The organism is Dyadobacter crusticola DSM 16708, assembly GCF_000701505.1.
GTDB lineage: Bacteria > Bacteroidota > Bacteroidia > Cytophagales > Spirosomataceae > Dyadobacter > Dyadobacter crusticola.
Genome location: NZ_JNJB01000007.1, coordinates 367,006 through 388,631, shown reverse-complemented (window position 1 = coordinate 388,631; position 21,626 = coordinate 367,006). Strand labels below are relative to the sequence as shown.

The 21,626-nt window shown below is 49.5% G+C and carries 17 protein-coding genes; all 17 read left to right on the top strand.

From position 1 onward, the window contains the following. The first annotated feature begins 344 nt into the window (after window positions 1–344). A complete protein-coding gene (locus tag Q369_RS0112125; protein ID WP_031528078.1) occupies window positions 345–1,172 on the top strand; it encodes a type 1 glutamine amidotransferase domain-containing protein in 828 nt (275 codons plus the stop codon). Further along, a complete protein-coding gene (locus Q369_RS0112120; protein WP_031528077.1) occupies window positions 1,162–2,868 on the top strand; it encodes a thiamine pyrophosphate-binding protein in 1,707 nt (568 codons plus the stop codon). The genes Q369_RS0112125 and Q369_RS0112120 overlap by 11 nt, the downstream gene beginning before the upstream one ends. A gap of 27 nt (window positions 2,869–2,895) precedes the next feature. Next, the gene (locus tag Q369_RS0112115) at window positions 2,896–4,452 is read left to right on the top strand and encodes a GMC family oxidoreductase (protein WP_031528076.1); all 1,557 of its coding nucleotides are present in this window, start codon (window positions 2,896–2,898) and stop codon (window positions 4,450–4,452) included. A gap of 36 nt (window positions 4,453–4,488) precedes the next feature. Then, on the top strand, window positions 4,489–4,914 hold the full coding sequence (locus Q369_RS0112110) for a hypothetical protein (protein ID WP_031528075.1): 426 nt from the start codon (window positions 4,489–4,491) through the stop codon (window positions 4,912–4,914). 33 nt (window positions 4,915–4,947) lie between these two features. Beyond that, complete coding sequence (locus Q369_RS0112105; RefSeq protein ID WP_031528074.1) at window positions 4,948–5,340, top strand: nuclear transport factor 2 family protein; 393 nt, start codon at window positions 4,948–4,950, stop codon at window positions 5,338–5,340. Window positions 5,341–5,386: 46 nt separating this feature from the next. Then, entirely contained in the window at window positions 5,387–5,719 is a 333-nt protein-coding gene (locus tag Q369_RS0112100) for a nuclear transport factor 2-like protein (RefSeq protein WP_031528073.1), read from the top strand. 62 nt (window positions 5,720–5,781) lie between these two features. Beyond that, a complete protein-coding gene (locus Q369_RS0112095) occupies window positions 5,782–6,351 on the top strand; it encodes a DJ-1/PfpI family protein (protein ID WP_031528072.1) in 570 nt (189 codons plus the stop codon). A gap of 7 nt (window positions 6,352–6,358) precedes the next feature. Beyond that, window positions 6,359–6,784, top strand: coding sequence for a VOC family protein (locus Q369_RS0112090; RefSeq protein ID WP_031528071.1), 426 nt, complete (start codon window positions 6,359–6,361; stop codon window positions 6,782–6,784). Window positions 6,785–6,945: 161 nt separating this feature from the next. Then, on the top strand, window positions 6,946–8,769 hold the full coding sequence (locus Q369_RS0112085; protein ID WP_205624312.1) for an AGE family epimerase/isomerase: 1,824 nt from the start codon (window positions 6,946–6,948) through the stop codon (window positions 8,767–8,769). 133 nt (window positions 8,770–8,902) lie between these two features. Next, window positions 8,903–9,241, top strand: coding sequence for an STAS domain-containing protein (locus tag Q369_RS0112080; RefSeq protein WP_031528069.1), 339 nt, complete (start codon window positions 8,903–8,905; stop codon window positions 9,239–9,241). A 3-nt stretch (window positions 9,242–9,244) separates the two neighbouring features. Further along, window positions 9,245–11,365 carry a glycogen debranching protein GlgX gene (gene glgX, locus Q369_RS0112075; protein WP_031528068.1) on the top strand — a complete coding sequence of 707 codons (2,121 nt, stop codon included), beginning with the start codon at window positions 9,245–9,247 and terminating at the stop codon, window positions 11,363–11,365. A 250-nt stretch (window positions 11,366–11,615) separates the two neighbouring features. Next, window positions 11,616–11,936: an STAS domain-containing protein gene (locus Q369_RS0112070; RefSeq protein ID WP_031528067.1), complete on the top strand. Its 321-nt coding sequence runs from the start codon at window positions 11,616–11,618 to the stop codon at window positions 11,934–11,936. An 11-nt stretch (window positions 11,937–11,947) separates the two neighbouring features. Next, window positions 11,948–12,376, top strand: coding sequence for an ATP-binding protein (locus Q369_RS0112065; protein ID WP_031528066.1), 429 nt, complete (start codon window positions 11,948–11,950; stop codon window positions 12,374–12,376). Between the two features lie 2 nt (window positions 12,377–12,378). After that, window positions 12,379–15,546, top strand: coding sequence for a WD40 repeat domain-containing protein (locus Q369_RS0112060; RefSeq protein ID WP_031528065.1), 3,168 nt, complete (start codon window positions 12,379–12,381; stop codon window positions 15,544–15,546). A 7-nt stretch (window positions 15,547–15,553) separates the two neighbouring features. Further along, complete coding sequence (locus Q369_RS0112055) at window positions 15,554–18,178, top strand: TonB-dependent receptor plug domain-containing protein (RefSeq protein WP_031528064.1); 2,625 nt, start codon at window positions 15,554–15,556, stop codon at window positions 18,176–18,178. A gap of 40 nt (window positions 18,179–18,218) precedes the next feature. Continuing rightward, window positions 18,219–18,770 (top strand): GNAT family N-acetyltransferase, encoded by a 552-nt coding sequence (locus Q369_RS0112050; protein ID WP_031528063.1) that lies wholly within the window; start codon window positions 18,219–18,221, stop codon window positions 18,768–18,770. A gap of 1 nt (window position 18,771) precedes the next feature. After that, window positions 18,772–21,615 (top strand): HEAT repeat domain-containing protein, encoded by a 2,844-nt coding sequence (locus Q369_RS0112045; RefSeq protein ID WP_031528062.1) that lies wholly within the window; start codon window positions 18,772–18,774, stop codon window positions 21,613–21,615. The last annotated feature ends 11 nt before the right edge of the window (window positions 21,616–21,626 follow it).

The following is a 21,626-nucleotide window of genomic DNA, read 5'->3' as shown; positions in this document are numbered from 1 at the left end:
AAAGGTAGAAATATTACTATTGTTTTCACGGATAACCACACAAAAAAGGGGCAGAAAGTCAGTTTGTCAAAATCGCCATTTTCTTCTTCAATGCTTTATTGTTCGGCTTCCCCGGCTTTTCAGAAGGTTCATATATCGATTTAAACGGTTCAGCAAATACCGGGCGGTTTGAGGTCTGGAATCAACAGGTTCACCGTGGGATTTTTCAGTTTCGATTATTATTTGTCGCCCGATCGCTAATCGTGTCGACATATTTGGACATCCAAAGCACACACGCCGCTACTATTTTACTCAACGTTCCCTTTTTGTTTACTAACAACTACCCTTAAAAACTTTCATTTTTTATGTCAAAAAAAATACTCGCTGTCCTCTCCGAATACGGATACTGGGGAATTGAGCTGGTTGGACCTCTCGAGAAGCTGGAAGAAGCAGGTTACACTGTTGAATTCATCACTCCAAATGGTAAAAAGGCAGAAGCGCTGCCGCCAAGTTATGACACTACTTATGTAGACCCTCCCCTAGGTGTTTGTGTAACAACACCGCTCGCAGCTGAAAAAGTAAAAGCATTCGAAGCAAGCAACAGGCTTGAAAACCGGCTTAACCTGTCGGAAGTGATCCCGCAGCGACCGTATTTCTCAACGCCTGACTTTCTCAGAGCATTTGAAAAGTATTACGCAGACCTGAAAACGGCGCAGGAGAATATCACCGAGGAGTATGCTGCATTGCTGCTCGTAGGCGGCAGCGGGCCGATCATTGATATGGTCAACAACCAGCGCGTTCACGACCTGATCCTTGCTTTTTACAACAAAAAAATGCCGGTGGCAGGAATTTGCTACGGCGTGGCGCCCCTTGTTTTCGCAAGGGATTTTAACGAAAGAAAATCAATCATCAACGGCAAACATGTGACCGGCCACTGCATTGAGTACGATTACCACGACGGTACCGGCTTCCTGCACACAGACCTGAACATGGGGCCGCCGCCGTATGTCCTTGAATACATTCTGTCAGACGCGGTCGGACCGAATGGACAGTACCACGGCAACTTCGGCAAAGAAACTTCTGTGATCGTCGATTACCCATTCATCACCGCGCGCTCGCTGCAGTGCTCGTTTGAGTTCGGAGAACAGTTTGTAAACGTATTGGATAAAGGGCTCACCCGTTATGGCTGGTAAAACCGGAAATCAGAAGATTATTGAACAGTTCCTTGCCGACGGCATGGACTTCATGTTCGGGAATCCGGGCACGGTGGAACAGGGCTTCCTCGATGCGCTGGCCGAATATCCGGACATGAAGTATATACTTACCCTGCAGGAGACCATCGCAGTAATGATGGGCGACGGATACGCAAGGGCTACACAGAAACCAACCCTGGTGCAGCTGCATAGCTCACCCGGGATCGGAAATGCGGTAGGAGCGATTTACCAGGCAAAAAGAGGCCACGCGCCGCTGGTAGTGATTGGATCAGATGCCGGTGTGCAATACATGAACATGGATGCGCAAATGGCCAACGATCTGGTGGCAATGATGGCGCCTGTGACCAAGTATGCTACTATGGCAACTTCGTCCAAATCACTGCTGAGAACATTGCGCAGAGCGATCAAGATTGCTACTACTGCACCCATGGGACCTGTTTATGTGTGTTTGCCGATGGACGTGCTCGATGAGCTCAACGATGAGCCCGTGTTCCCGAGCTGCATTCCTTCTACACGCGTTCTACCACATTCGGACCTGATCCGTGAAGCGGCTGAAATATTGCTGAGCGCCGAAAAACCGATGATCTTCGTTGGTGACGGCGTGGCTTACTCTGATGCGATACCGGAACTTACCAAGGTGGCAGAACTGCTCGGGGCGGAAGTATACGGTGTAGAGTTTGGCGACGTGGTCATGGACAATACGCACCCGCTTTACCAGGGTACCACCGGTCACATGTTCGGCTCTTACAGTCACCCGATTACGACAAAAGGCGATGTGAACCTCATTGTAGGTACTTACATGGTGCCGGAAGTGTTCCCCGATCTCGGCGACATTTATGCGCCCGAAGCAAAGGTGATCCATTTTGATCTGAATGCGTACGAGATTGCCAAGAACCACCGCGTCGATCTCGGCGTGGTAAGTGATCCCAAGCTTTCACTGGCCGAACTGGCCGAGGTACTTGAAGCAATGATCTCTTCGGATCAAATGGCTGAGGTGATCCAGCGTATAGAGGATATCGGTACTGCTAAAAACGAGAAAATTGCCCGCGAGAAAGAGGCAGATCAGCAATATTCAGGATCTCCGCTCCGAATGGCGCAGTTCTCCAAGGTTCTTGCAGAGAAGCTGAACCTTAATGAAACAGTCATTTTCGACGAAGCGCTGACCAGCTCTCCCGCTGTAAGCAGATACATTCCTCAAAAAGCAGCCGGACAGTATTTTACGACGCGTGGCGGCTCATTAGGCGTAGGATTTCCCGGCGCGATCGGGGTAAAGCTTGCGAATCCTGAAAAAACAGTGATCGGCTTCTCAGGCGACGGTGGTAGTATGTACACGATCCAGACATTATGGTCGGCTGTACGTCATAATGCGGGTGCCAAATTTATAGTCTGCAACAATGGTTCCTACAAGCTTTTACAACTTAATATTGACCAATACTGGAAAGAGCGCGAGATTGACAAACACCCTTTCCCGCTTCCATTTGACCTTTCATATCCCGCGATCCGTTTTGACCTGCTTGCTCAATCCATGGGTGTAGAGGCAGTGCGTGTAGAGAAAGAAGAAGAAATTTTACCGGCAATCGAACGCATGCTGGCAGACGATAAGCCATTCCTCATTGACCTCGTCCTGGAAGGTGACCATAAGTCCGACTGGGTGAAAGTGAACTGTTCACAATAAGCGATTACCTAAACCTCCACTTGTAAAATGTTGAATAATCAAGTTTACGATTACATCATTGTGGGAGCCGGCGCGTCCGGAAGTGTTTTGGCCAACAGGCTGAGTGCCGATGCGGCCAACAGGGTTTTGTTGATAGAGGCGGGCGGCAGCGATCAAAATCCCGCAATTAAAGAACCGGCCGGCTTTGTAAGTCTCTGGGGATCTGAATTGGATTGGAAATTGGAAACAACGCCGCAGCCCGGCCTAGGTGGTCGCAGTATCACCATTAATCAGGGTAAGGTGCTGGGCGGCAGTACGTCCATTAATGCGATGATGTATGTGCGCGGTAATCCGGCCAACTTCGATCTCTGGGAGCAACTCGGCGCAGAAGGCTGGTCTTTCAAGGATGTTTTGCCATATTTTAAAAGATCAGAAAATTTTGAAAACGGCGCATCTGAATACCACGCAACCGGCGGCGAGCTGAGTATCCGTGACTGTCCTGATGAAGTAATGCGCTCTTCCCATTTCCTCGAAGGCGCAACGGAGCAGGGTTATGACGGACCTTACTGGGACTATAATGGTGAACGCCAGGAAAACGGCGCAGGTCTTTTGCAGTTCCATATCGACAAGAACAATCACCGGGACAATGGCGTATCTGCTTTCATCGATCCGATCAGATCAAGACCCAACCTGACCATTCTCACCAATGCATTAGTCTGCAAGATCCTGATCGAAAATAAAAAAGCATTTGGGGTTGAATTTGAAGCCGGAGAGCTAACCTGGAATGCACTCGCAGAGAAAGAAGTCATTATCAGCAGCGGTGCACTGGCATCGCCCAAGCTGCTGCTGCTTTCGGGCATCGGACCTGCCGCTGAGCTGGAAGCACTCCAAATTCCGGTGATAGCCGATTTGCCAGGCGTAGGGAAAAACTTGCAGGACCATTTGCAGCTGCCGATGGTTTTCCGGTCAAAGATCCCGATGCCGAATACAACGCTGCTGACAGGCAATGCACTTTTCCTGTGCACGAAAGAGGAGGGCGGACAGGTAGATTTACAGATCAATTTCACGCCAAGCCTCCCGCAGCCACTCGCACCTCTGTTACCAGATTTCGGCGGGCCGATCTGTATTTTCCTGCCAATTCTCGTACAAGCTGAGAGCAGGGGAGAAGTGACTTTACGCTCAGCGAATATCCGCGACGCGGCAATTATCAATCCCAATTACCTGAGTGAGCCGGCAGATGTGCAGGTACTTCAAAAAGCCATTGAAATCGTCAGAAAAATAGCCGGTACCTCCAAGTTCGCGCCCCTTAACGGAGGCGAAATGGCGCCGGGCGAGGCTGATCCCGAAGCTTATATCCGCAGTCAATGCTCCACATTATGGCATCCGGCTGGTACCTGCAAAATCGGAAATGATGAGATGGCAGTCGTGGATCCGCAGCTGCGGGTACGCGGTATTCAGAACCTCCGCGTAGCAGATGCATCGGTAATGCCCACGGTGACCAGCGGAAATACGGTCGCAGCTTGCTTTATGATCGGTGAAAAAGCGGCTGATATGATACTGGCGGGAAAACACCGGACTGCGGATCACAATGGAGTGCAAAATTAACTAGTCAAGTAGACCAACAACCTTAATTCAAATACGATGTTGACACAAGAAGCGATTAAAGAACTAGCAATCGACTGGTACAAGAAACTGGACGTCCATGTTCCGATGGTAGAAGTATTGCCCCTGCTGGCAGACGCAGAATTGGAAATGGTTTTTCCCGAGACGACAGTGTACGGATATGCCGGTTTCGAAGGCTGGTTCCAGCGCGTCATCCGCATTTTCTTCGATGAAGTACATACTATAAAAAGTGTGGAATCGGAGATTTCGGGCGACAAGGCTACCGTGAAAGTCGTAGTGCAATGGGAAGCAAGCGTGTGGAATGCGCCTGAGCCTTTCAGCAAGCGCATTAAATGCGACGCTTTCCAGACCTGGGAAGTGAAATTGAATGATGCAGGCAAAGTCATCATCAGCAAATACATCGTAGACGGACTGGAATACCACGAAGGTTCAGCTACCCTTTAAACCGATCATTTATCCCCTTATCCATTTCATATCATGAAAAACGTACCTGATACCAAACTGGGTAAAATGTACAGAGAGCACATCCAGCATATTCTGGATAAGAATATCGATGCGCTTTTAGATCAATATACAGATGATGCGACGCTGATCAGCAGCTTCTCCAAATCGCCAGTGATTTACAAAGGCCGCGATCAGGTGAATGAGCACATGCAGGGCATTCTGGGTATTGACGGGCTGGAAACTGAAATTGTTTTCTGGGCTGAAACAGAGAACCCTGAAACGCTGATGATCACCGAGCAGATCACCATGACGGTAGGTGGCGAAAAAAGCGAAATGCGCTTTGCCGACAGCTGGGTCCTTGAAAATGGCAAGATAGCGATCCACTTCGCAGGAATGGTACAGCATCCCGACGGGACGCTGGCCTGAAAAACCGATTGATTCAGAACATTATTCTCAACTATATCCTAAAACTATGAAAGCGTTTTATGACGAACAGGTAGCATTACTCGCAGATCGTAATGCAGAAGTACTGGTTGACAAGCACTACGCAGCAGATGCAGAAATGGTGGTGCTCAGCGGACCGGAACCCATTATTCTAAAAGGAGCGGAAGCGATCAGGAACCTCTTTTCAGGATACCTTGAACATGTGTACCGCGGTTTTATCTCAACCGAAAAATTCGCGTCGACCGACGACAGCATCATGTTCGAAGCGACGATTGAAACAGTTAATGGTCCTACCCGGATCTACGATATCATGATTTTGAAAGACGGGAAGATCATCAGGCATTATTCAGGTCTCAAATAGCCTGACCAGCCTAGTTTTTGCCACAGCTAAATTTTACGTAATCCCCCTAAACGTGTTTCTCTATGAAACTTGCCGGAAAAAAGATCGGTATTTTGTTCGAAGCCGACTTCTTTGAGAACGAAATCTTCTATTACAAGTTCAGGTTCCCCGAGGAAGGTGCAGAAGTGCATTTCCTTTCAAGGCTCTGGGGCCAGGACAAGCTGACATTCCTCGGTCACGAATACCGGGCGCCAATGGACTGCTGGGAGACTTTCGAGAACATGAGCGATGAAGAGCTCAGGACTTATGATGCCATTATTGTTCCCTCAGGAATGGTTTCCGACAGACTGCGTTACACGGAGGATGTTGAGAAGATCCCGCCTGCTACTGAATTTCTCAAACGCGTATTTGCTGAACCGGGTATCCTCAAAGGCATTATATGCCATGGTCTCTGGCTCGTAGCTCCCGCAACGGAGCTCGTGAGAGGCAGAAAGCTGGTTTGTCACAACAACCTGATCGGCGACGCCAGGGCTTACGGCGCCATTTACACGAATGAAGATGTAGTGGTGGATGGAGACCTGATCACAGGACGGTCGGGCGGGCATGCCCATTTATTTGCCAAAAAGATCATTGAAACCCTTTCCGTAAACTGATATCAGTATGGACACCTCCTTTTTCCATTTGGCATTAACCGTCAAAAATCTGGCGAAATTCGAATCATTTTACGCGAAACACTTTGGTTTCAAACGTGCCAGAACGATCAGTCTGGGAGATGATGCTGAGCTCGTTTTCCTGAAAAACGACCACAACATTTACCTGGAAGTTTTCCCGCCTGAGGAAGAACGACCAATGGCCATGGCAGAAGCGGATGGTCCGCATTATCCGGGCTTGCGCCACATTGCATTCTCGGTTGAAGATATCGACGAGAAGCTAAGATTAATGGGCGACGACGCAGTGATCACACTCGGCCCACTCCATTTTGACGAGGTAATAGAAGGCTGGAAAACAGTCTGGCTGAAAGATCCGGAAGGAAACATCATCGAGATCACCCAGGGCTATCGCGACCAGGACATAGCTACTGCATGATGCTTCGACCGCCCGGCGGCCCGGTGCGCTCAGCATGACAAAGGCAAGGCTACCTAACAAGACAAAAGCGTACACAAGCTTTGTCACCCTGAGCGCAGTCGAAGGGACGAGCGACCCCGCATTCACAAAAGTTATTTCAAGAACACCTTAACTATTTGAGCATGAATATAGATTTCACTTTTTCAGATACCATTGCAGGTTATGTCACCGGATATAATGCAGAGGAACGGTGGTTTACGTTGGAAACGTCCGACAAAAGACCATTCAAGTTGAATCTGATCCCCTCCACTTATGCGCGCAGCGTTCAGAACCTGACAGAGGGCTGGCAGGATCCGGGCGATATCACTGCATTCCTTTCCACAAACGGACAGTACGTATTCGCTTACGGAACATTTTATCCAAACGCTGGCGAAAATGAAGCTGCATTTGAAGCACAACAACTGATTTTCCCCGGTAAAGAGCCTAAGGTTTATCGCCACGAAGAGCAAAACTGGTGGATTACCCAGATCAGCTCGATCGCTTCCAGCTATCTGAAATGGCAGTTTGATTATCCAAAAGAGGAGATCAACTACAAGAACTACCGCACCATGCTGCATTTGGGAGGTTCTAAAAAAGGGGATTACCTGCAGGAGACAGATACCATTTCAAGAATGGTGTACGGATTTGCATCAGCTTATCTTTTGACAGGAAAAGACGAATTCCTGGAAGGTGCCGAGCTGGGCACTGAATACCTGCGAGACCACATGCGTTTCTTCGATCAGGATGATGACCTGGTTTACTGGTACCACGGCCTCAAAGTGGAAGGTCAGAAAGAAACGAAGCTGCTGACTTCCGAATTCGGTGACGATCTGGATGCACTTCCAATGTACGAGCAGATCTACGCATTGGCCGGCCCGACACAGACTTACCGTATCACAGGCGACCAACGCATTCGCGACGATATCGACAAGACCATTGATCTTTTTGAAAAATACTTCAAAGACCACAATGGAGAAGGTTATTTCTCTCATTTGCACCCGATTACGCTTGATGCGCACGAAGAATCACTTGCGCACAACCGGGCCCGCAAAAACTGGAACTCGGTAGGGGACCACGCGCCTGCCTACCTGATCAACCTGTACCTGGCAACAGGCGAGAAAAAGCATGCAGACTTCCTGGAATATACTTTTGATACTATTACGAAGTATTTCCCGGATTACGAAAACAGCCCGTTCGTTCAGGAGAAATTCTTCGAAGACTGGAGTAAAGACCAGACCTGGGGATGGCAGCAAAACCGTGCGGTAGTAGGCCACAACCTGAAAATCGCATGGAACCTGATGCGTCAGCAGTCACTGACACCAAAAGAGGAATATGTAGAGTTTGCGAAAAAAATCGCTGCTCTGATGCCCGAAGCTGGTTCTGATCAGCAGCGTGGTGGCTGGTATGATGTGGTGGAAAGGGTGAAAAAGACCGGCGGAAAGCACCAGTTTGTGTGGCACGACCGCAAGGCATGGTGGCAGCAGGAGCAGGCTATTCTTGCTTACCTGATCATGTACGGGATTTTGGGTGATGAAGAATATGAGAAACAAGCCCGTGAAGCAGCTGCATTCTACAATGCATTCTTCCTTGATAACGACGATGGCGGTGTTTACTTCAACGTGCTTTCCAATGGTATGCCTTACCTGCTGGGTACAGAGCGTTTCAAGGGAAGCCACTCGATGAGCGCTTACCACAGTACGGAGTTGTGCTATCTGTCAGCGGTTTACATTAACTTGTTGATCACAAAACAGCCTACATACTTCTACTTCAAGCCTTATCCAAACGGCTGGCCTGACAATGTGCTCCGCGTTTCACCGGATATCCTTCCTGACGGCAGCATCCATATCAGCGAGGTGTTTATCAACGATCAGCCTTACGACAATTTCGATGCGAAGGGATTGACAGTGAAGCTTCCTGAAACAGAGGAGCGCCTGCGCGTGAAAGTATTGATCAGTCCTAGTAAGTAAACAGCTTTTGGCCGTCGGCTATCGGCTGTCGGCTATCGGCTTTTTTTAGAAATGATTAAAGAGCTGATTGCTGATTGCCGACAGCCAATAGCTAACAGCGACAGCCGACTGCCAAAACTAACCTCTGCAAACTATGAAAGTAACTACTACCGAACAGGACGATATTACGGTACTACAGGTAACGGGAGATATTGACAGCAAAACGGCGCCTGAATTTGAGAGAAATGCGCGGACTGCGACTGATTCAAGCAAGAAGATCGCGATCGACCTTACGGAAGTCGAATTCATGTCCAGCGCCGGGCTGCGTGTGCTGCTGATGGTGTACAGAAATATCCGCGCCCAGAATGGGAATGTGATACTGGTTGGTGTTTCGGAAGATATCCAGGATGTAATGTCGACTACCGGGTTTATCAACTTTTTCACGATCGTGGAGAAGCTGGACGAAGCGCTTGTCATCCTTAAACAAGACTAAGCCATGGCGACAGATATCAGGATCGACTACTATCCGACCCACGAGCAGCAGGGCATTAAATTCAGGAGAGGCCACGTGCTTCCATTTGGAGCCACGATAGTGCCCAACGGGATCAATTTCAGCATCTATTCGAGTGAAGCGATCGACTGTACTTTGGTTTTGTTTGAACGAGGCGAAGCACAGCCTTTTGCAGAGATCCGTTTCCCGGAAGAATTCCGTACAGGTAATGTGTACTCTATGATCGTTTTTGATCTGGATTACGAGCGTCTGGAATACGGTTACAGAATGGACGGACCATTTAAACCGGAAGAAGGGCACCGTTTTGACAAGAACATCATCCTCAGCGACCCCTACGCGAAAGCAATCGCCGGGCGGGATACCTGGCTGGCTACACCAAACTGGGATAACATCTATCCTTACCGTTCCAGACTTGTTTTTGAGGATTTCGACTGGGAAAACGACCACCCGCTCGAAACGCCCATTGAAGATCTGGTTATCTATGAAATGCACGTGCGCGGGTTTACCCAGCACCCTTCTTCGAATGTCAAGAATCCGGGAACATTCGCAGCGATCCGCAGTAAGATAGCTTATCTCAAAGAGCTGGGGATCAACTGTGTGGAACTGATGCCGATCTATGAATTTGATGAATGGGAAAACAGCCGCGAGAACCCCGCTACCGGAGGTTTGATCGTCAATTTCTGGGGTTACAGTACCGTTAACTTCTTTTCTCCCAAAGCGGGTTATGCTGCTACCGGGAAGTTTGGAATGCAGGTTGACGAGCTGAAAACGCTTGTAAAAGAGCTGCACAAAAACGGTATCGAGGTAATGCTCGACGTGGTGTTCAACCACACAGCCGAAGGCGATCACCGGGGACACACGATTTCGTTCCGCGGAATTGACAACAAGACTTACTACATGCTCACGCCGGAGGGTTATTACTTCAACTTTTCCGGAACTGGAAATACATTGAACTGTAACAATCCCGTGGTACGTAACATGGTACTCGACTGTCTGCGATACTGGGCTGCTGACTACCACATTGACGGGTTCCGTTTTGACCTCGCCGCCATTCTCGGCCGCGACCAGAACGGCGCGCCGCTGAGCAACCCGCCATTGCTAGAATCACTCGCTTACGATCCGATCCTCGCGAAATGCAAGCTCGTGGCCGAAGCCTGGGATGCAGGCGGATTGTACCAGGTAGGTTCATTCCCCGCATACGGGCGCTGGGCCGAGTGGAATGGTAAATACCGCGACGGTGTGCGCAAGTTCCTGAAAGGGGATGAAGGCATGATCGGCGATATCGCTCAGAGCATTCAGGGCTGGCCGGATTTGTACTACTACCGCGGCCCGACCGCCAGTATCAACTTCATCGCGTGCCACGACGGCTTCACGCTTTACGATCTTTTCGCTTACAACGAAAAGCACAACGAGGCGAATGGAGAAAATAACAACGACGGCGGCAATGATAACCATTCGTGGAACTGCGGTGTGGAGGGAGAAACTGACGATCCAAACATCAAGCAGCTCCGACACAAGCAGATTAAGAATGCATTGTCGATCCTGATGGTGAGCCAGGGCGTACCGATGATTTTATCGGGAGACGAAATGGGCGTAACCAAAAATGGGAACAACAATACGTACTGCCACGACAACGAGCTGAACTGGGTAGACTGGGGCTTGTTGGAAAAGAACGCGGATTTGTTTAATTTTTCAAAACACATCATGCACTTCCGCAGGGCGCACCCTGTACTACGCAGCCGCACGCATTTCCAGCACCGCGATTATGTAGGAAGCGGCTATCCTGATATCAGTTTCCACGGTACCCAAGCCTGGCATGCAGACTTTTCTGCATCAAGCCGCTGCCTTGCATTCATGCTCGACGGTGCGCACGCCAAAGGCGGTACCATCGTAGACGACACCATTTACGTTGCCCTCAACTCGTATTGGGACGCATTGTATTACGAACTCCCACAGCTGCCAAACGGCCGCAGCTGGTACCTGTCCGTAAATACCGACATGCCCTCAGGCCAGGACATTTACGAAATAGGAAAAGAGCCAAAGCTGGAAGACCAGGGAAGATTCCTGGTAGGAGGTCGTGCTACGGTTATTTTGATTGGGAAGTGATACACCTTGTCACCCTGAGCGCAGTCGCCTTGTCACCCTGAGCGCAGTCGAAGGGGAGAGCGACAACGCCACAACACCAGCGTTGCCTCCTTGTCACCCTGAGCGCAGTCGAAGGGAGGAGCGACAAAGCCGTCCGGAAGTGCCCTTCGACTGCGCTCAGGTGACAAAAAAGATGTCCGCCCAATGTGACAAAGTCAAAGACATTACACGACATTTAAATAGTTAAACAAAATCTTAAAACATCAAGAAAATGGCATTTCAAATAGAATCGGTAATTGAAGATCAGGTTGCGCGGTTGACTTTGCATGGGGAGCTGGACTCGCTTTCGGCGCGTGTGTTTCAAACTGAAATTGAAAAAATCGCGAACCAGCCCATTGATTCGCTCGTGCTGGATATGGAAGAGCTGGACTTTATGTCTTCGGCTGGCTTACGCGTGTTGATTTATTCAAAACAAAAAATAGGTCCGAAGCTGGCTATTTACATCGTTAAACCACAGGAGCTAATCGTAGATACCCTGACAAAAACAGGTCTGCAGCACAGTGTGACAATTGTTGATCAATATCCAGTTTAACATCTGAAAAAATGGAGTCGAAAAGTTTTCCTGGCAATGTGGATTCACTGGATTCATTGCGGGGATACGTAGGTGAACTTGCGGGAAAGGCGGGCCTGGCCAAAAAGCCGACTTACGCGCTCAAACTGGCTATCGACGAAATCGCAACCAATATCATCCTGTACGGATATCAGCATGCAGGATTGGAAGCTGATTTCGATGTGTTGAGCGAGATTACCGAAAGTGAGCTGATCGTGATCCTCGAAGATATTGCCGCGCCTTTCGATCCGCTGGCCAAAGAGCTGCCCGATTCCGACGATCTTACCAAATCTTTGGAAGAACGCGAAATCGGTGGTCTGGGTATTTTCCTCACGATCAATGGGGTAGATGATTTCTCCTATGAATATGTGAATGGAAAAAACCGAAATAAGTTTGTTATGAAAATAGGTTCAACCGAGTAAATATGGTTGATAAGTCTACGCTCACGAATCCATTTCCCGGTTTAAGAAGTTACGATTATGAAGATCACGCGCTGTTCTTCGGAAGGGATTCGCATATCCGTGAGCTGACAGGTAAACTGCTGGATGGGCGTTTTCTTGCATTAATTGGTTCATCCGGAAGCGGAAAGTCTTCGCTTATCAAGGCCGGCCTGATTCCCTCGCTTGAAGGTGAGGCAGGCGGCGCGCGCTGGAAAACGGTGATTTTCAGGCCGGGCGGTAATCCGGTCAGGAGCTTTGCCAATGCATTAAAGACCGCGATGCGGAACGAAGATCCCGAATGGGACGAGCGTGATCCCGCACAGCTGGAAAAGGAGTTTTCAAAAAATCCGCAATCAGCGCTGGACCTGCTTTCGATCATTCACGATCGCAGGATCCTGCTGGTTATAGACCAGTTTGAAGAGCTTTTCAGGTACGAGCTTTCCGAAGGCGATGCCGGGAAAAGCAGTACTACGGCATTTGTCCAATTGCTGCTGGCTTTGATAAACCAGCGGCAATTGCCCATTCATGCCGTGATCACGATGCGGTCGGATTACCTCGATCACTGCACGGAGTTCAATGGCTTGACAGAAGTAATCAACCGAGGTTATTACCTGTTGCCGAAAATGAACCCGGGGGAGCTGCAGCAGGTGATAGAGGGGCCGGTAAAAGCTTTTGGCGCAACCATTGAACCGGAACTTGTGGCGACTCTGCTGCGGGAACTTGCCGAAAATCCTGATTACCTGCCCATTCTGCAACATGCATTGATGCGTACCTGGGAACGCTGGCGCAGTACCAAAACCAATGCAGTACCCGTTTCCCGCTCCGACTACGAGGCGATCGGGACGATGCAGCAGTCGATTACCATGCATGCGGAAGAGATATTCACCCAGCAGCTGGATGAAAAAAGACGGACTGCGGCAGCCAAGCTTTTCAAATCCCTCATCGTACTCGGCCCGAGTGACACTTCGTCGCTGCACCCGACTGCATTGAAAGAAATTATTCAGATCACCGGAATGCCCGATTACCTGTTGATCGACGTGATCATGGTTTTCAGGAAAAACGGCGTTTCGTTTCTAACGCCAAAGCCGGGCGTTAAAATTGATCACGATTCAATCATTGACGTTTCCGTAGAAAAGATCCTGACTTTCTGGGACAGGTGCCGGAAGTGGATCGAGGAGGAACTTGAATCGGCTAAATTGTACAAACAACTGAGTTACTCTGCCCTTCTCTACCAGGAAGGGCGTACCGGTTTATGGGTAAACCCTGAGCTGGCAATGGGATTGAAGTGGCTCAAAGAAAGCGAGCCCACATTGGAATGGGCACAGCGGTATGATCCGTTTTTCGAGCGCGCCATTAACTTTTTGGATTACAGCAAAAAGCAATACGAGCTGGAAGTAAGGCTCAAAGAAGACCGTCAGAAAAGGGAATTGCGCAAAGCACGTGTATTCGCCTCGGTACTGGGGATCAGCTCGCTGGTATCGCTGCTGTTCCTGATCGTCGCATTGGTGCTCAGGACGCAGGCGCAGCAAAGCGAGAAAACGGCATTGGAGAAAGAAAGCCTGGCACTGGAAGAAAGGAAACGTGCAGAGGACCAGACGCGGGAAGCCATTTCTCAGAAGAAAATAGCAGAGCAGCAAGGCACATTTGCTGAACTTCAAAAAGCATTGACAGAGGAACAAAAAGCCATTGCGGTAAGAGAGCAGGAAAAGGCAGTAAAGGAAAGCATTGCGGCCAAAGCAGCGCGGCAAGTTGCTGAGGAACAGAGAATGCAGGCCGATAATGCCCGGCGCGCGGCTGTTCAGTCACAAAAGGAAACAGAAGTACAAAAAGAGTATGCAGTAAGCGCCCAAAAGGAATCCGAGCGCCAGAAGATACTTGCACAAAGCGCACAAAGAGAAGCCGAATCTTCGCGGAACGATGCATTGAAACAACGCTCGAAAGCGGTAGCGCGCTTTATCGCAATTCAGTCATTTCAAATGCCTGCGGGAGACGATCTCGCTGCATTGCTCGCTTTGAAAGCTTATGATTTTAACCTCAAAAATGGGGGAGAACGTGAGAATCCGGATATCTTCAATGCATTGTCCAAAGCTGCCGGAGCGAAGGCTACGCTTCTTGGACACAATGATATCGTGCGGGTAGTAGCCGAGTCGAGGCCCGGTAACCCGATTTTTGCGACTGCGGGGGACGATGGGGTTGTCAACCTCTGGAACTACCTCGTACCTGCTACCCGGCCCGTCACATTCCGCAACCCGCGCCAGACTTTCAAGAGTATTCGCTCACTTTATCTCTCTCCTGATGGGAAGTCGGCATTTACAGGCTCATCCAATGGACAGCTTGTTCGCTGGGATAATTTCGCGCCCGGCAGCACGCCTACCAGAACGCTCGTCGCGCACGATGGGATCATTCTTTCATTGATCAACAGGGATTCAAATAATAAGCCGCGCCTGATTTCAAGCAGCTCTTCGGGACAGGTAAGAATTTGGGACATTAGTGACAAGAAGCTGGATGTGATCAAAAATATCAGCTTGGGAGCGGAGATTTCCTGCGTGGCTGCATTGCCAGACAGTCCGTACCTGTTTTTCGGAACGGGCAACGGTAAGATCATGCGCCTGGACGTTGACAAGCCCGATGCGAAAGCAACCGAATACAATACCGGCAACATACGAGGCAGGCTGATTTCCATTGCATTGGCACCCGACGGAAGGCGACTGTACTTTGGAACAAGTAGCGGAATGCTCTATTCTGTGAGAATGCAGGGGGACGAGCCTGTACCGAACTCTATCACAGGAACGCAGGGTACGCACACTTCCGGTATTACCAAGATTGCATTTACACCTGACGGAAGCCGCATTGCGACAGCCTGCTATGATTGGAAGATCCGTGTCTGGAGTACAAAAGAGGATTTGTCGAAACAACAGCCTGTGGTGCTCAGCGATTTCGACTACTGGGTCATGGATATCCGGTTTACCGGCGACGGAAACAAGTTACTCGCAACAGGAGCCGATAAAACAGTACGCGTGTGGGATATCAATTCCGCCGACCTGTTTGCCGAAGTTTCCAAAAAAGTGAAAAGGGATTTGACAGAAGAAGAATGGGACCAATATATCGGCAAGGATATTCCTTACGAAAAGCTTTCCCGAAATATCAGATAGGCACGCGATGAAGAAATTTTTACTACTCTTTTTTACCGGAATTCTGGCACTTACCAAAAGTGCATTCGCGCAGGGAGATTGCGACGCGTCGGTGATTGTTCCCGAGGCAGACAGGAAGTACAGGACCGGAAATTTCGACGAGGTATTTCAAATCCTGAACCCTTGTCTGAAAACGAAATTTTCACCTAATGCGCAGGTGCAGGGCTACAAGATCATTGCATTGACTTACCTCGCGCTCGATTCGCTTCCGCAGGCGGCACAAGCTGTCCGTAACCTGCTGATCGCCAATCAGAATTACGAACCTGAGTTTTCTGCTTTGCCGCAATTTAAGGACTTGGTTGCACAGCAGAAAGACTTAATGGACCGCATTATTCAGATTACTTCGGTTTCTAAAAAAGCTGAAAACCTGTTGCAGGTACCTGCTACTGTAACTGTCCTGACGCAGGCTGATATTATCAAAAGAGGTTACAAGGACCTGACCCAAATGCTGAGCGACATTCCGGGTTTTGACGTAATCCGCGGCAATGGACCATCGTACGTCACCTTCTACCAGCGGGGGTACCGCTCTACTTCCAACGATCGCACTATTTTGCTGGTTGACGGCGTGGAAGAAAATGATTTGAACTCGGATAATATCCCCATTTCACGCCAGTATGCATTGTCGGACATTGAGCGGGTGGAAGTCATTTACGGGCCGGCTTCGACGATGTACGGTGCCAATGCATTCATGGGCGTGATCAACCTGATCACCAAACGTTTTCTGGACAAGGAAATGCCGGAAGGCAAGAAAGTGGACGTTTCAGCGACAGGACAGGTGCGGTACGGATCTTTAAATACGAAGCTTGTCGATGGCGTGATTACAATGCGGACTAAGGATGTAGCAGTATCGGTAACTTCCCGCTATTTTTCATCTAACGAGCTCGATTACAGCAAGTATCGTGAATGGGACTATTCGCCCAGAACAGCTGATAGTTACCCCGGTCAGCAAAACCTATCAGGTGCTGCGGCCCAGACTTACTATAACAATAATAAACTAGCAACGCTTTTCCCGAACAGCGACTTATACCAGGTTGGAACCGATGCAGCTGGCGCTGTGAATGCATTGAGCCTGACGCCCGCTGGCAAGGCAAAAGCTGCCGCGCTCGATAACCAGTATCTTTTTCAGGCTAATGTGAATGGGAATCCGGTTGAATTCAATGATGATTCGCGCAATTTCTACCTGCGGGCGAAGATCGAGTTTAAAGACTTTATGCTCTCGCTCATGACCTGGAAAACGGACGAAGGCGCAACTCCGTGGTATACCAACCGCTCTCGCATTGTTACCAAAGACCTGTCGCGGTGGGTAGCCAACAACAAGGCATTTTCATTAACATATAATAAGTACCTGTCGGACAAAGTTCAGATCCTGAACCTGACTTCTTACCGCCTGCATGAACTGAACGGCGCGACCAACCTGCCTACTTACCGGGGCTACTATAATGGAAGCTACGGGATCATCGATCTTTTGAATGAAAGGAAACCTACTTACGCGACGCCCTACTGGTACCGGGTTTCCAACCAGCTCCGGAATGAGTTTCGCGTACTCTGGACACCGATTCCGAGAATGGATATCAACAGCGGAATTGAGATCCGTAACAGCATTATCCAGGCCAACTACATTACTTCATCTATCGAGGGCGCAGACGAATTTGGCCGGCCGGACTCCACGCTGGCAGGTGGAGATAACTTCCGGGTTTTTGACATGGGCATATTCAGCCAGGGTACTTACAACTGGTCCGACCACCTGAAAATGGTACTCGCCACCCGCGTTGATTACAACCAGATCCGCTCGAATGGTGGTTACGGGTTTGTGTTCAATCCGCGTTTGAGCCTGATTTACACCAGGGGCATGTTCGTGTTCAAGGGCATTTATGCAGAAGCATTTAAAGACGCATCTTACCTGCAAAAATACGCGACTACCCGCGAGCGCCTGCTTAATAACCCCACTTTGCAGCCCGAGCGTGTGAAGAATGTGGAAGGCAGCGTGGCAGTGCGGTTTAGCAAAGCACTCTCGGCAAATGTGGCCGCCTACCTTGCTAATTACAGCAACGCAGTAGGCCTGGCCACAGCCCCGGCTCCCGGCGGAGGCAATACTACCCAGTTCCAGGCTTTGGGAAAGCAGCGCATTATCGGCGTACAGTCGGAGGCGAGGTACGATATCAAAAGCCTGAATATCTGGGGCAATTTCACGTATAGTAATCCCCGAGATCTCAGTAAGGTAGAAGGCCAGAAGATACCTGTCAGCGACGTAGCGCCGTGGTCGGCTAACCTGGGTGCGGTGTTCGAGCCTGTTAAAAATCTGAGTATCAGCATTACCAACAATTACATCAGCGTCAGGAAATCGGGTGTGGGTACCTCGGGCAGCAGCAACCCGATCACGCGCTTTCCGGCAATATACCTGCTGAATTCGGCCGTGACTTACCAGAATATCTTAAACCATCTCAGCTTGCAGGTCCAGGTATCCAATGTGTTGAACACAGAATACTTTGTGCCAGGAATACGCGCGGCGGAAGGGATCACATCTGCGTCGCGGTATCCCCAGGAGCGCAGGACTTTTTCCATCGGGCTGCTGATCGATACGAACCGAAAATAATACTCAACAAATGAATGCAATAGTAAACCCTCCTCTTTTAATGAATACAAGGTTTGAAATCAAAAACTCGGAATTCCTGCTCACGAAGCTGGATTACCCTGAGCGGCTGGATGAAATGGGCGCCTTGCGCGTGCTTGCCTGGAAGAATGAAAAAGGGATCAGTCAGGATTTTTTCTCCCATAAAGCCTGGCTGGACGATGAAGACCTGCTTGCACATCATTGGATTATCACGCATGAAAAGACCATCGTAGCCGCTGCACGGCTGAGTTTTCACAAAGATTACAGTACAGTACCTCATGCCAATCTATTTGACGAGGCGCTGCTCGGCGAGTATGCGCAGGGACCTTTTGCGTCGCTGAACCGGCTGGTAGTAGCGCCCGGGTACCGGGGCAATGGGTTTTCTTCCATTCTGGATGAAACGCGGATAGAATTTGCCAGGGCGCAGGGCGCACGCGCGATCATTGCGCAGCCAGTCGAGTCACGCATTAAACCGCTGGAAGAGCTTGGATTTATATACCTCGGAAAGATCAAGCCGCTTTTTCAAATGCCGGAGCGGCAAATTTATTTCATGATTAAAGAACTGGTTCACTAATTTGAAAAGACTGGCGGACATATCGCTGATGCTCAACGTCAGAAAAGGCGAGGGGAACCTTGTAACCTTGCTGATGGCGTACTCTTTCTTCATGGGAGGCGCTACCGCATTGTTTTACACGGTGGTAGCGTCCTCGTTCCTGATCAGTTTCGATAGGCTGATGCTGCCGCAGGTGTACATTGTTGGCGGCGTTTTTACTTATCTGCTCGGACTAGGTGTCACGCGCCTGCAAAAGCTGATGGCGTTTGACAAGCTTGCCGAAAGAATGCTGTTTTTCCTGATCAGTTCAATTGTCGTTTTCCTGGTCACTTACCACGTGACCGGAAGCAGGTGGGTATTCTTCGTCCTCTTTATCTGGAACCGCGTTTTTGTTTTGGTAAATGGGGTGACCTTTTGGGCGGTTGTGGTGAAGCTGTTCAATTTACAGCAATCCAAGCGGCTTTCGTCGCTGATCAACACGGGGGATGTTTTTTCCTCGGTAATCATGTACCTCGCTGTGCCAGGTCTGGTCAGGATCATCCCTACCGACTCGCTGCTTTTTATCGCAGTCGGGTTCCTGATTGTTTGCAGCTTTTTACTCCGGAAAATCCATCAGAAATACGTAACCAATGCAGCTGCCAAGCCGGCGGCCGGTGATACTGCTGAAAAGGCGGGTGAAGAAGCGGTAGACCCTTCTTATTACCGCAATATTTTCCTCCTCGCATTGCTCCCTGTTTTTGCGCTGTTTTACGTCGAGTACATTTTCTTCACCGAGTCGCGCGTGATTTTCACCGACAAAGGATCACTTGCCAGCTTTCTCGGGGTGTTTTTCGGTATCTCTTCCATTCTTGAATTTTTTATAAAAACCTTCCTGTACAACCGACTGATCAGCAAATTCGGTTTAAAGCTGGGTATCCTGATTTTGCCCGCCAGCCTTGTTTTTAGTTTTGCAGTTTCGGTGATTTATGGTCTTGGCTACGATACTGCCGGGATATTCTTCGCCTGCGTGGCATTGTCAAGATTTTTCATGAGTGCCATTCGCAAGGCAATCAGCGAACCAGCTTACCAGTCGCTCTACCAGCCTATTCCGGCCAGGTTCAGGCTCAATATTCAGGGCAGGATAGAAGGGCGCGCCAAGGCAATCGGCGGACTTGCAGCGGGGGTACTGTTGCTGATACTCGTCAACTTTGCCAATTTGAATGTATTGCAGCTCTCCATTTTCTTCCTGGTGGTGGCAATTGGCTGGGTTGGTACTTCATTTGCGGGTCAAAATTCCTACAAGAAAGCGGTGCGCGACAAAGCGTTTGTATTTCCATCGCGCGCCCAGCGGACAACAGAGTATAAGCCAGACTTTCAGGAGGTGGAGAAACCATTTGATCTGTTGGTGAAACAGGTTTTTTCCAAAGACGAAAACGAGCGGATAGAAGCGGCTGTGGGATTCGGCGGATCTAACCGGTTTTTGTCATACAAATACCTCATCCCGCTCTTGCAGGATCCGAGCCCCGCAGTGCGCAAGGCAGCTATCTACACGGCCGGTGAATTACGTAGACCTGAGCTGTGGCCTTATCTGATGGAGCAAATGGAGATAGACAGGTACTACTCAGTAGCATTTCAGGCGCTTGCCAAATCGGGTACGCCGCTTTTAAAATACATTGAAAAAACCTTCCTGAGCAACAACGAAAACCGTTACCGCCAGCTGCACCTGATCAGGCTTGTGGAAGAGCTCGGCAATGCAGAGGCTTTGAAGTTTTTACGAAGAAACCTCGAAAGTCCAAACCGATTTGTAAAAGATAAAGTACTCGACGCACTCCGCAACTTGCATTATGTATGCAATACGACCGAAAGAACGTACCTGCTGAACGAGCTCGATGAGCATTTGAAAACATTTACCTGGCTGCTGGCTACTCAGATGGACCTGGATGAGGATTACGATGCATCGTCGCAAATGATGCAGAACCTGGAAAGGGAAAAGCAGCGCATTATTTTCAAAGCATTCACCGTGCTGGAAGTGGTGTTCGGATCGAGATTTCACGCGATAACTTTACTGAAAGGCGAGCAGGCCACCGATGCCCGTGATTATCTCACCGAGATCTCAGACCTGATGTTACCGGAGAATGTGAAGAACAAGGTTCTTCCGTACCTCGACAGCGACTCTCGCGAAGAAATGTTCCGCAGGTATAATGAGCTTTTCCCGCAGGCGCAGCTTACAGTTGAAGAGCGGCTGAAAGATGTAATCAACAAGGATTATACGCGCATTTCGAGGTGGACAAAGGCGGTGGCGATCAAAGAACTGAAACATTTCCCGGCCGGGAATGTGACGGATATACTGGTTTCTAACGCCGTTTCGCATTCCAAAGTAATTTCTGAAACTGCTTTTTATGTGCTCAGGATCGTCAACCCGCCGAGGTTCCGCTCGGTACTGCAAATAATGGCACGGGAGAATGACCAGTTCCATTTGCAGATCATGAAGCCGCTTGAATGGCTGGCAACGGAAGAAGACCTGCTAATCTGCAAGCTGCGCCGGCTGCGGGAGACACCCGGCCTGCAAAAGCTGCTCAATGGAGAGCTGCAAAAGATCCTCCTGAATTCGGCGTATTTCAAGGAAGACGAAGGCGAGGTGATCGACCTGCGGAAGCATACCAGCAGGCCAGAGTTATCGGTATTGGTTACTTACGGGAAGCTGCTCTTTTCAAAGGCAGGGGTGATCAGCGCAGGAGAGATCAGAAGTGTGGACGAGCTCAAAGCTATGGGCGTAGCAATGATTCCCAATGTGCTGGAAGAAACAGAGTTCTACATTGCCGAAGACTATCTGTTAAGAGATTTAAACATCAGGCATCTCGTCGCTCCGCAACCGGTAGCACCGTAGCAGCGACCGAT

What these genes read in the sequence shown, in the direction of transcription:
- Q369_RS0112100 (WP_031528073.1), top strand. Translation starts at nt 5,387, where the DNA reads ATGAAAGCGTTTTATGACGAACAGGTAGCATTACTCGCAGATCGTAAT.
- Q369_RS0112105 (WP_031528074.1), top strand. Translation starts at nt 4,948, where the DNA reads ATGAAAAACGTACCTGATACCAAACTGGGTAAAATGTACAGAGAGCAC.
- Q369_RS0112110 (WP_031528075.1), top strand. Translation starts at nt 4,489, where the DNA reads ATGTTGACACAAGAAGCGATTAAAGAACTAGCAATCGACTGGTACAAG.
- Q369_RS0112070 (WP_031528067.1), top strand. Translation starts at nt 11,616, where the DNA reads ATGGCATTTCAAATAGAATCGGTAATTGAAGATCAGGTTGCGCGGTTG.
- Q369_RS0112125 (WP_031528078.1), top strand. Translation starts at nt 345, where the DNA reads ATGTCAAAAAAAATACTCGCTGTCCTCTCCGAATACGGATACTGGGGA.
- Q369_RS0112090 (WP_031528071.1), top strand. Translation starts at nt 6,359, where the DNA reads ATGGACACCTCCTTTTTCCATTTGGCATTAACCGTCAAAAATCTGGCG.
- Q369_RS0112050 (WP_031528063.1), top strand. Translation starts at nt 18,219, where the DNA reads ATGAATACAAGGTTTGAAATCAAAAACTCGGAATTCCTGCTCACGAAG.
- glgX (WP_031528068.1), top strand. Translation starts at nt 9,245, where the DNA reads ATGGCGACAGATATCAGGATCGACTACTATCCGACCCACGAGCAGCAG.
- Q369_RS0112065 (WP_031528066.1), top strand. Translation starts at nt 11,948, where the DNA reads ATGGAGTCGAAAAGTTTTCCTGGCAATGTGGATTCACTGGATTCATTG.
- Q369_RS0112085 (WP_205624312.1), top strand. Translation starts at nt 6,946, where the DNA reads ATGAATATAGATTTCACTTTTTCAGATACCATTGCAGGTTATGTCACC.
- Q369_RS0112115 (WP_031528076.1), top strand. Translation starts at nt 2,896, where the DNA reads ATGTTGAATAATCAAGTTTACGATTACATCATTGTGGGAGCCGGCGCG.
- Q369_RS0112095 (WP_031528072.1), top strand. Translation starts at nt 5,782, where the DNA reads ATGAAACTTGCCGGAAAAAAGATCGGTATTTTGTTCGAAGCCGACTTC.
- Q369_RS0112055 (WP_031528064.1), top strand. Translation starts at nt 15,554, where the DNA reads ATGAAGAAATTTTTACTACTCTTTTTTACCGGAATTCTGGCACTTACC.
- Q369_RS0112080 (WP_031528069.1), top strand. Translation starts at nt 8,903, where the DNA reads ATGAAAGTAACTACTACCGAACAGGACGATATTACGGTACTACAGGTA.
- Q369_RS0112120 (WP_031528077.1), top strand. Translation starts at nt 1,162, where the DNA reads ATGGCTGGTAAAACCGGAAATCAGAAGATTATTGAACAGTTCCTTGCC.
- Q369_RS0112060 (WP_031528065.1), top strand. Translation starts at nt 12,379, where the DNA reads ATGGTTGATAAGTCTACGCTCACGAATCCATTTCCCGGTTTAAGAAGT.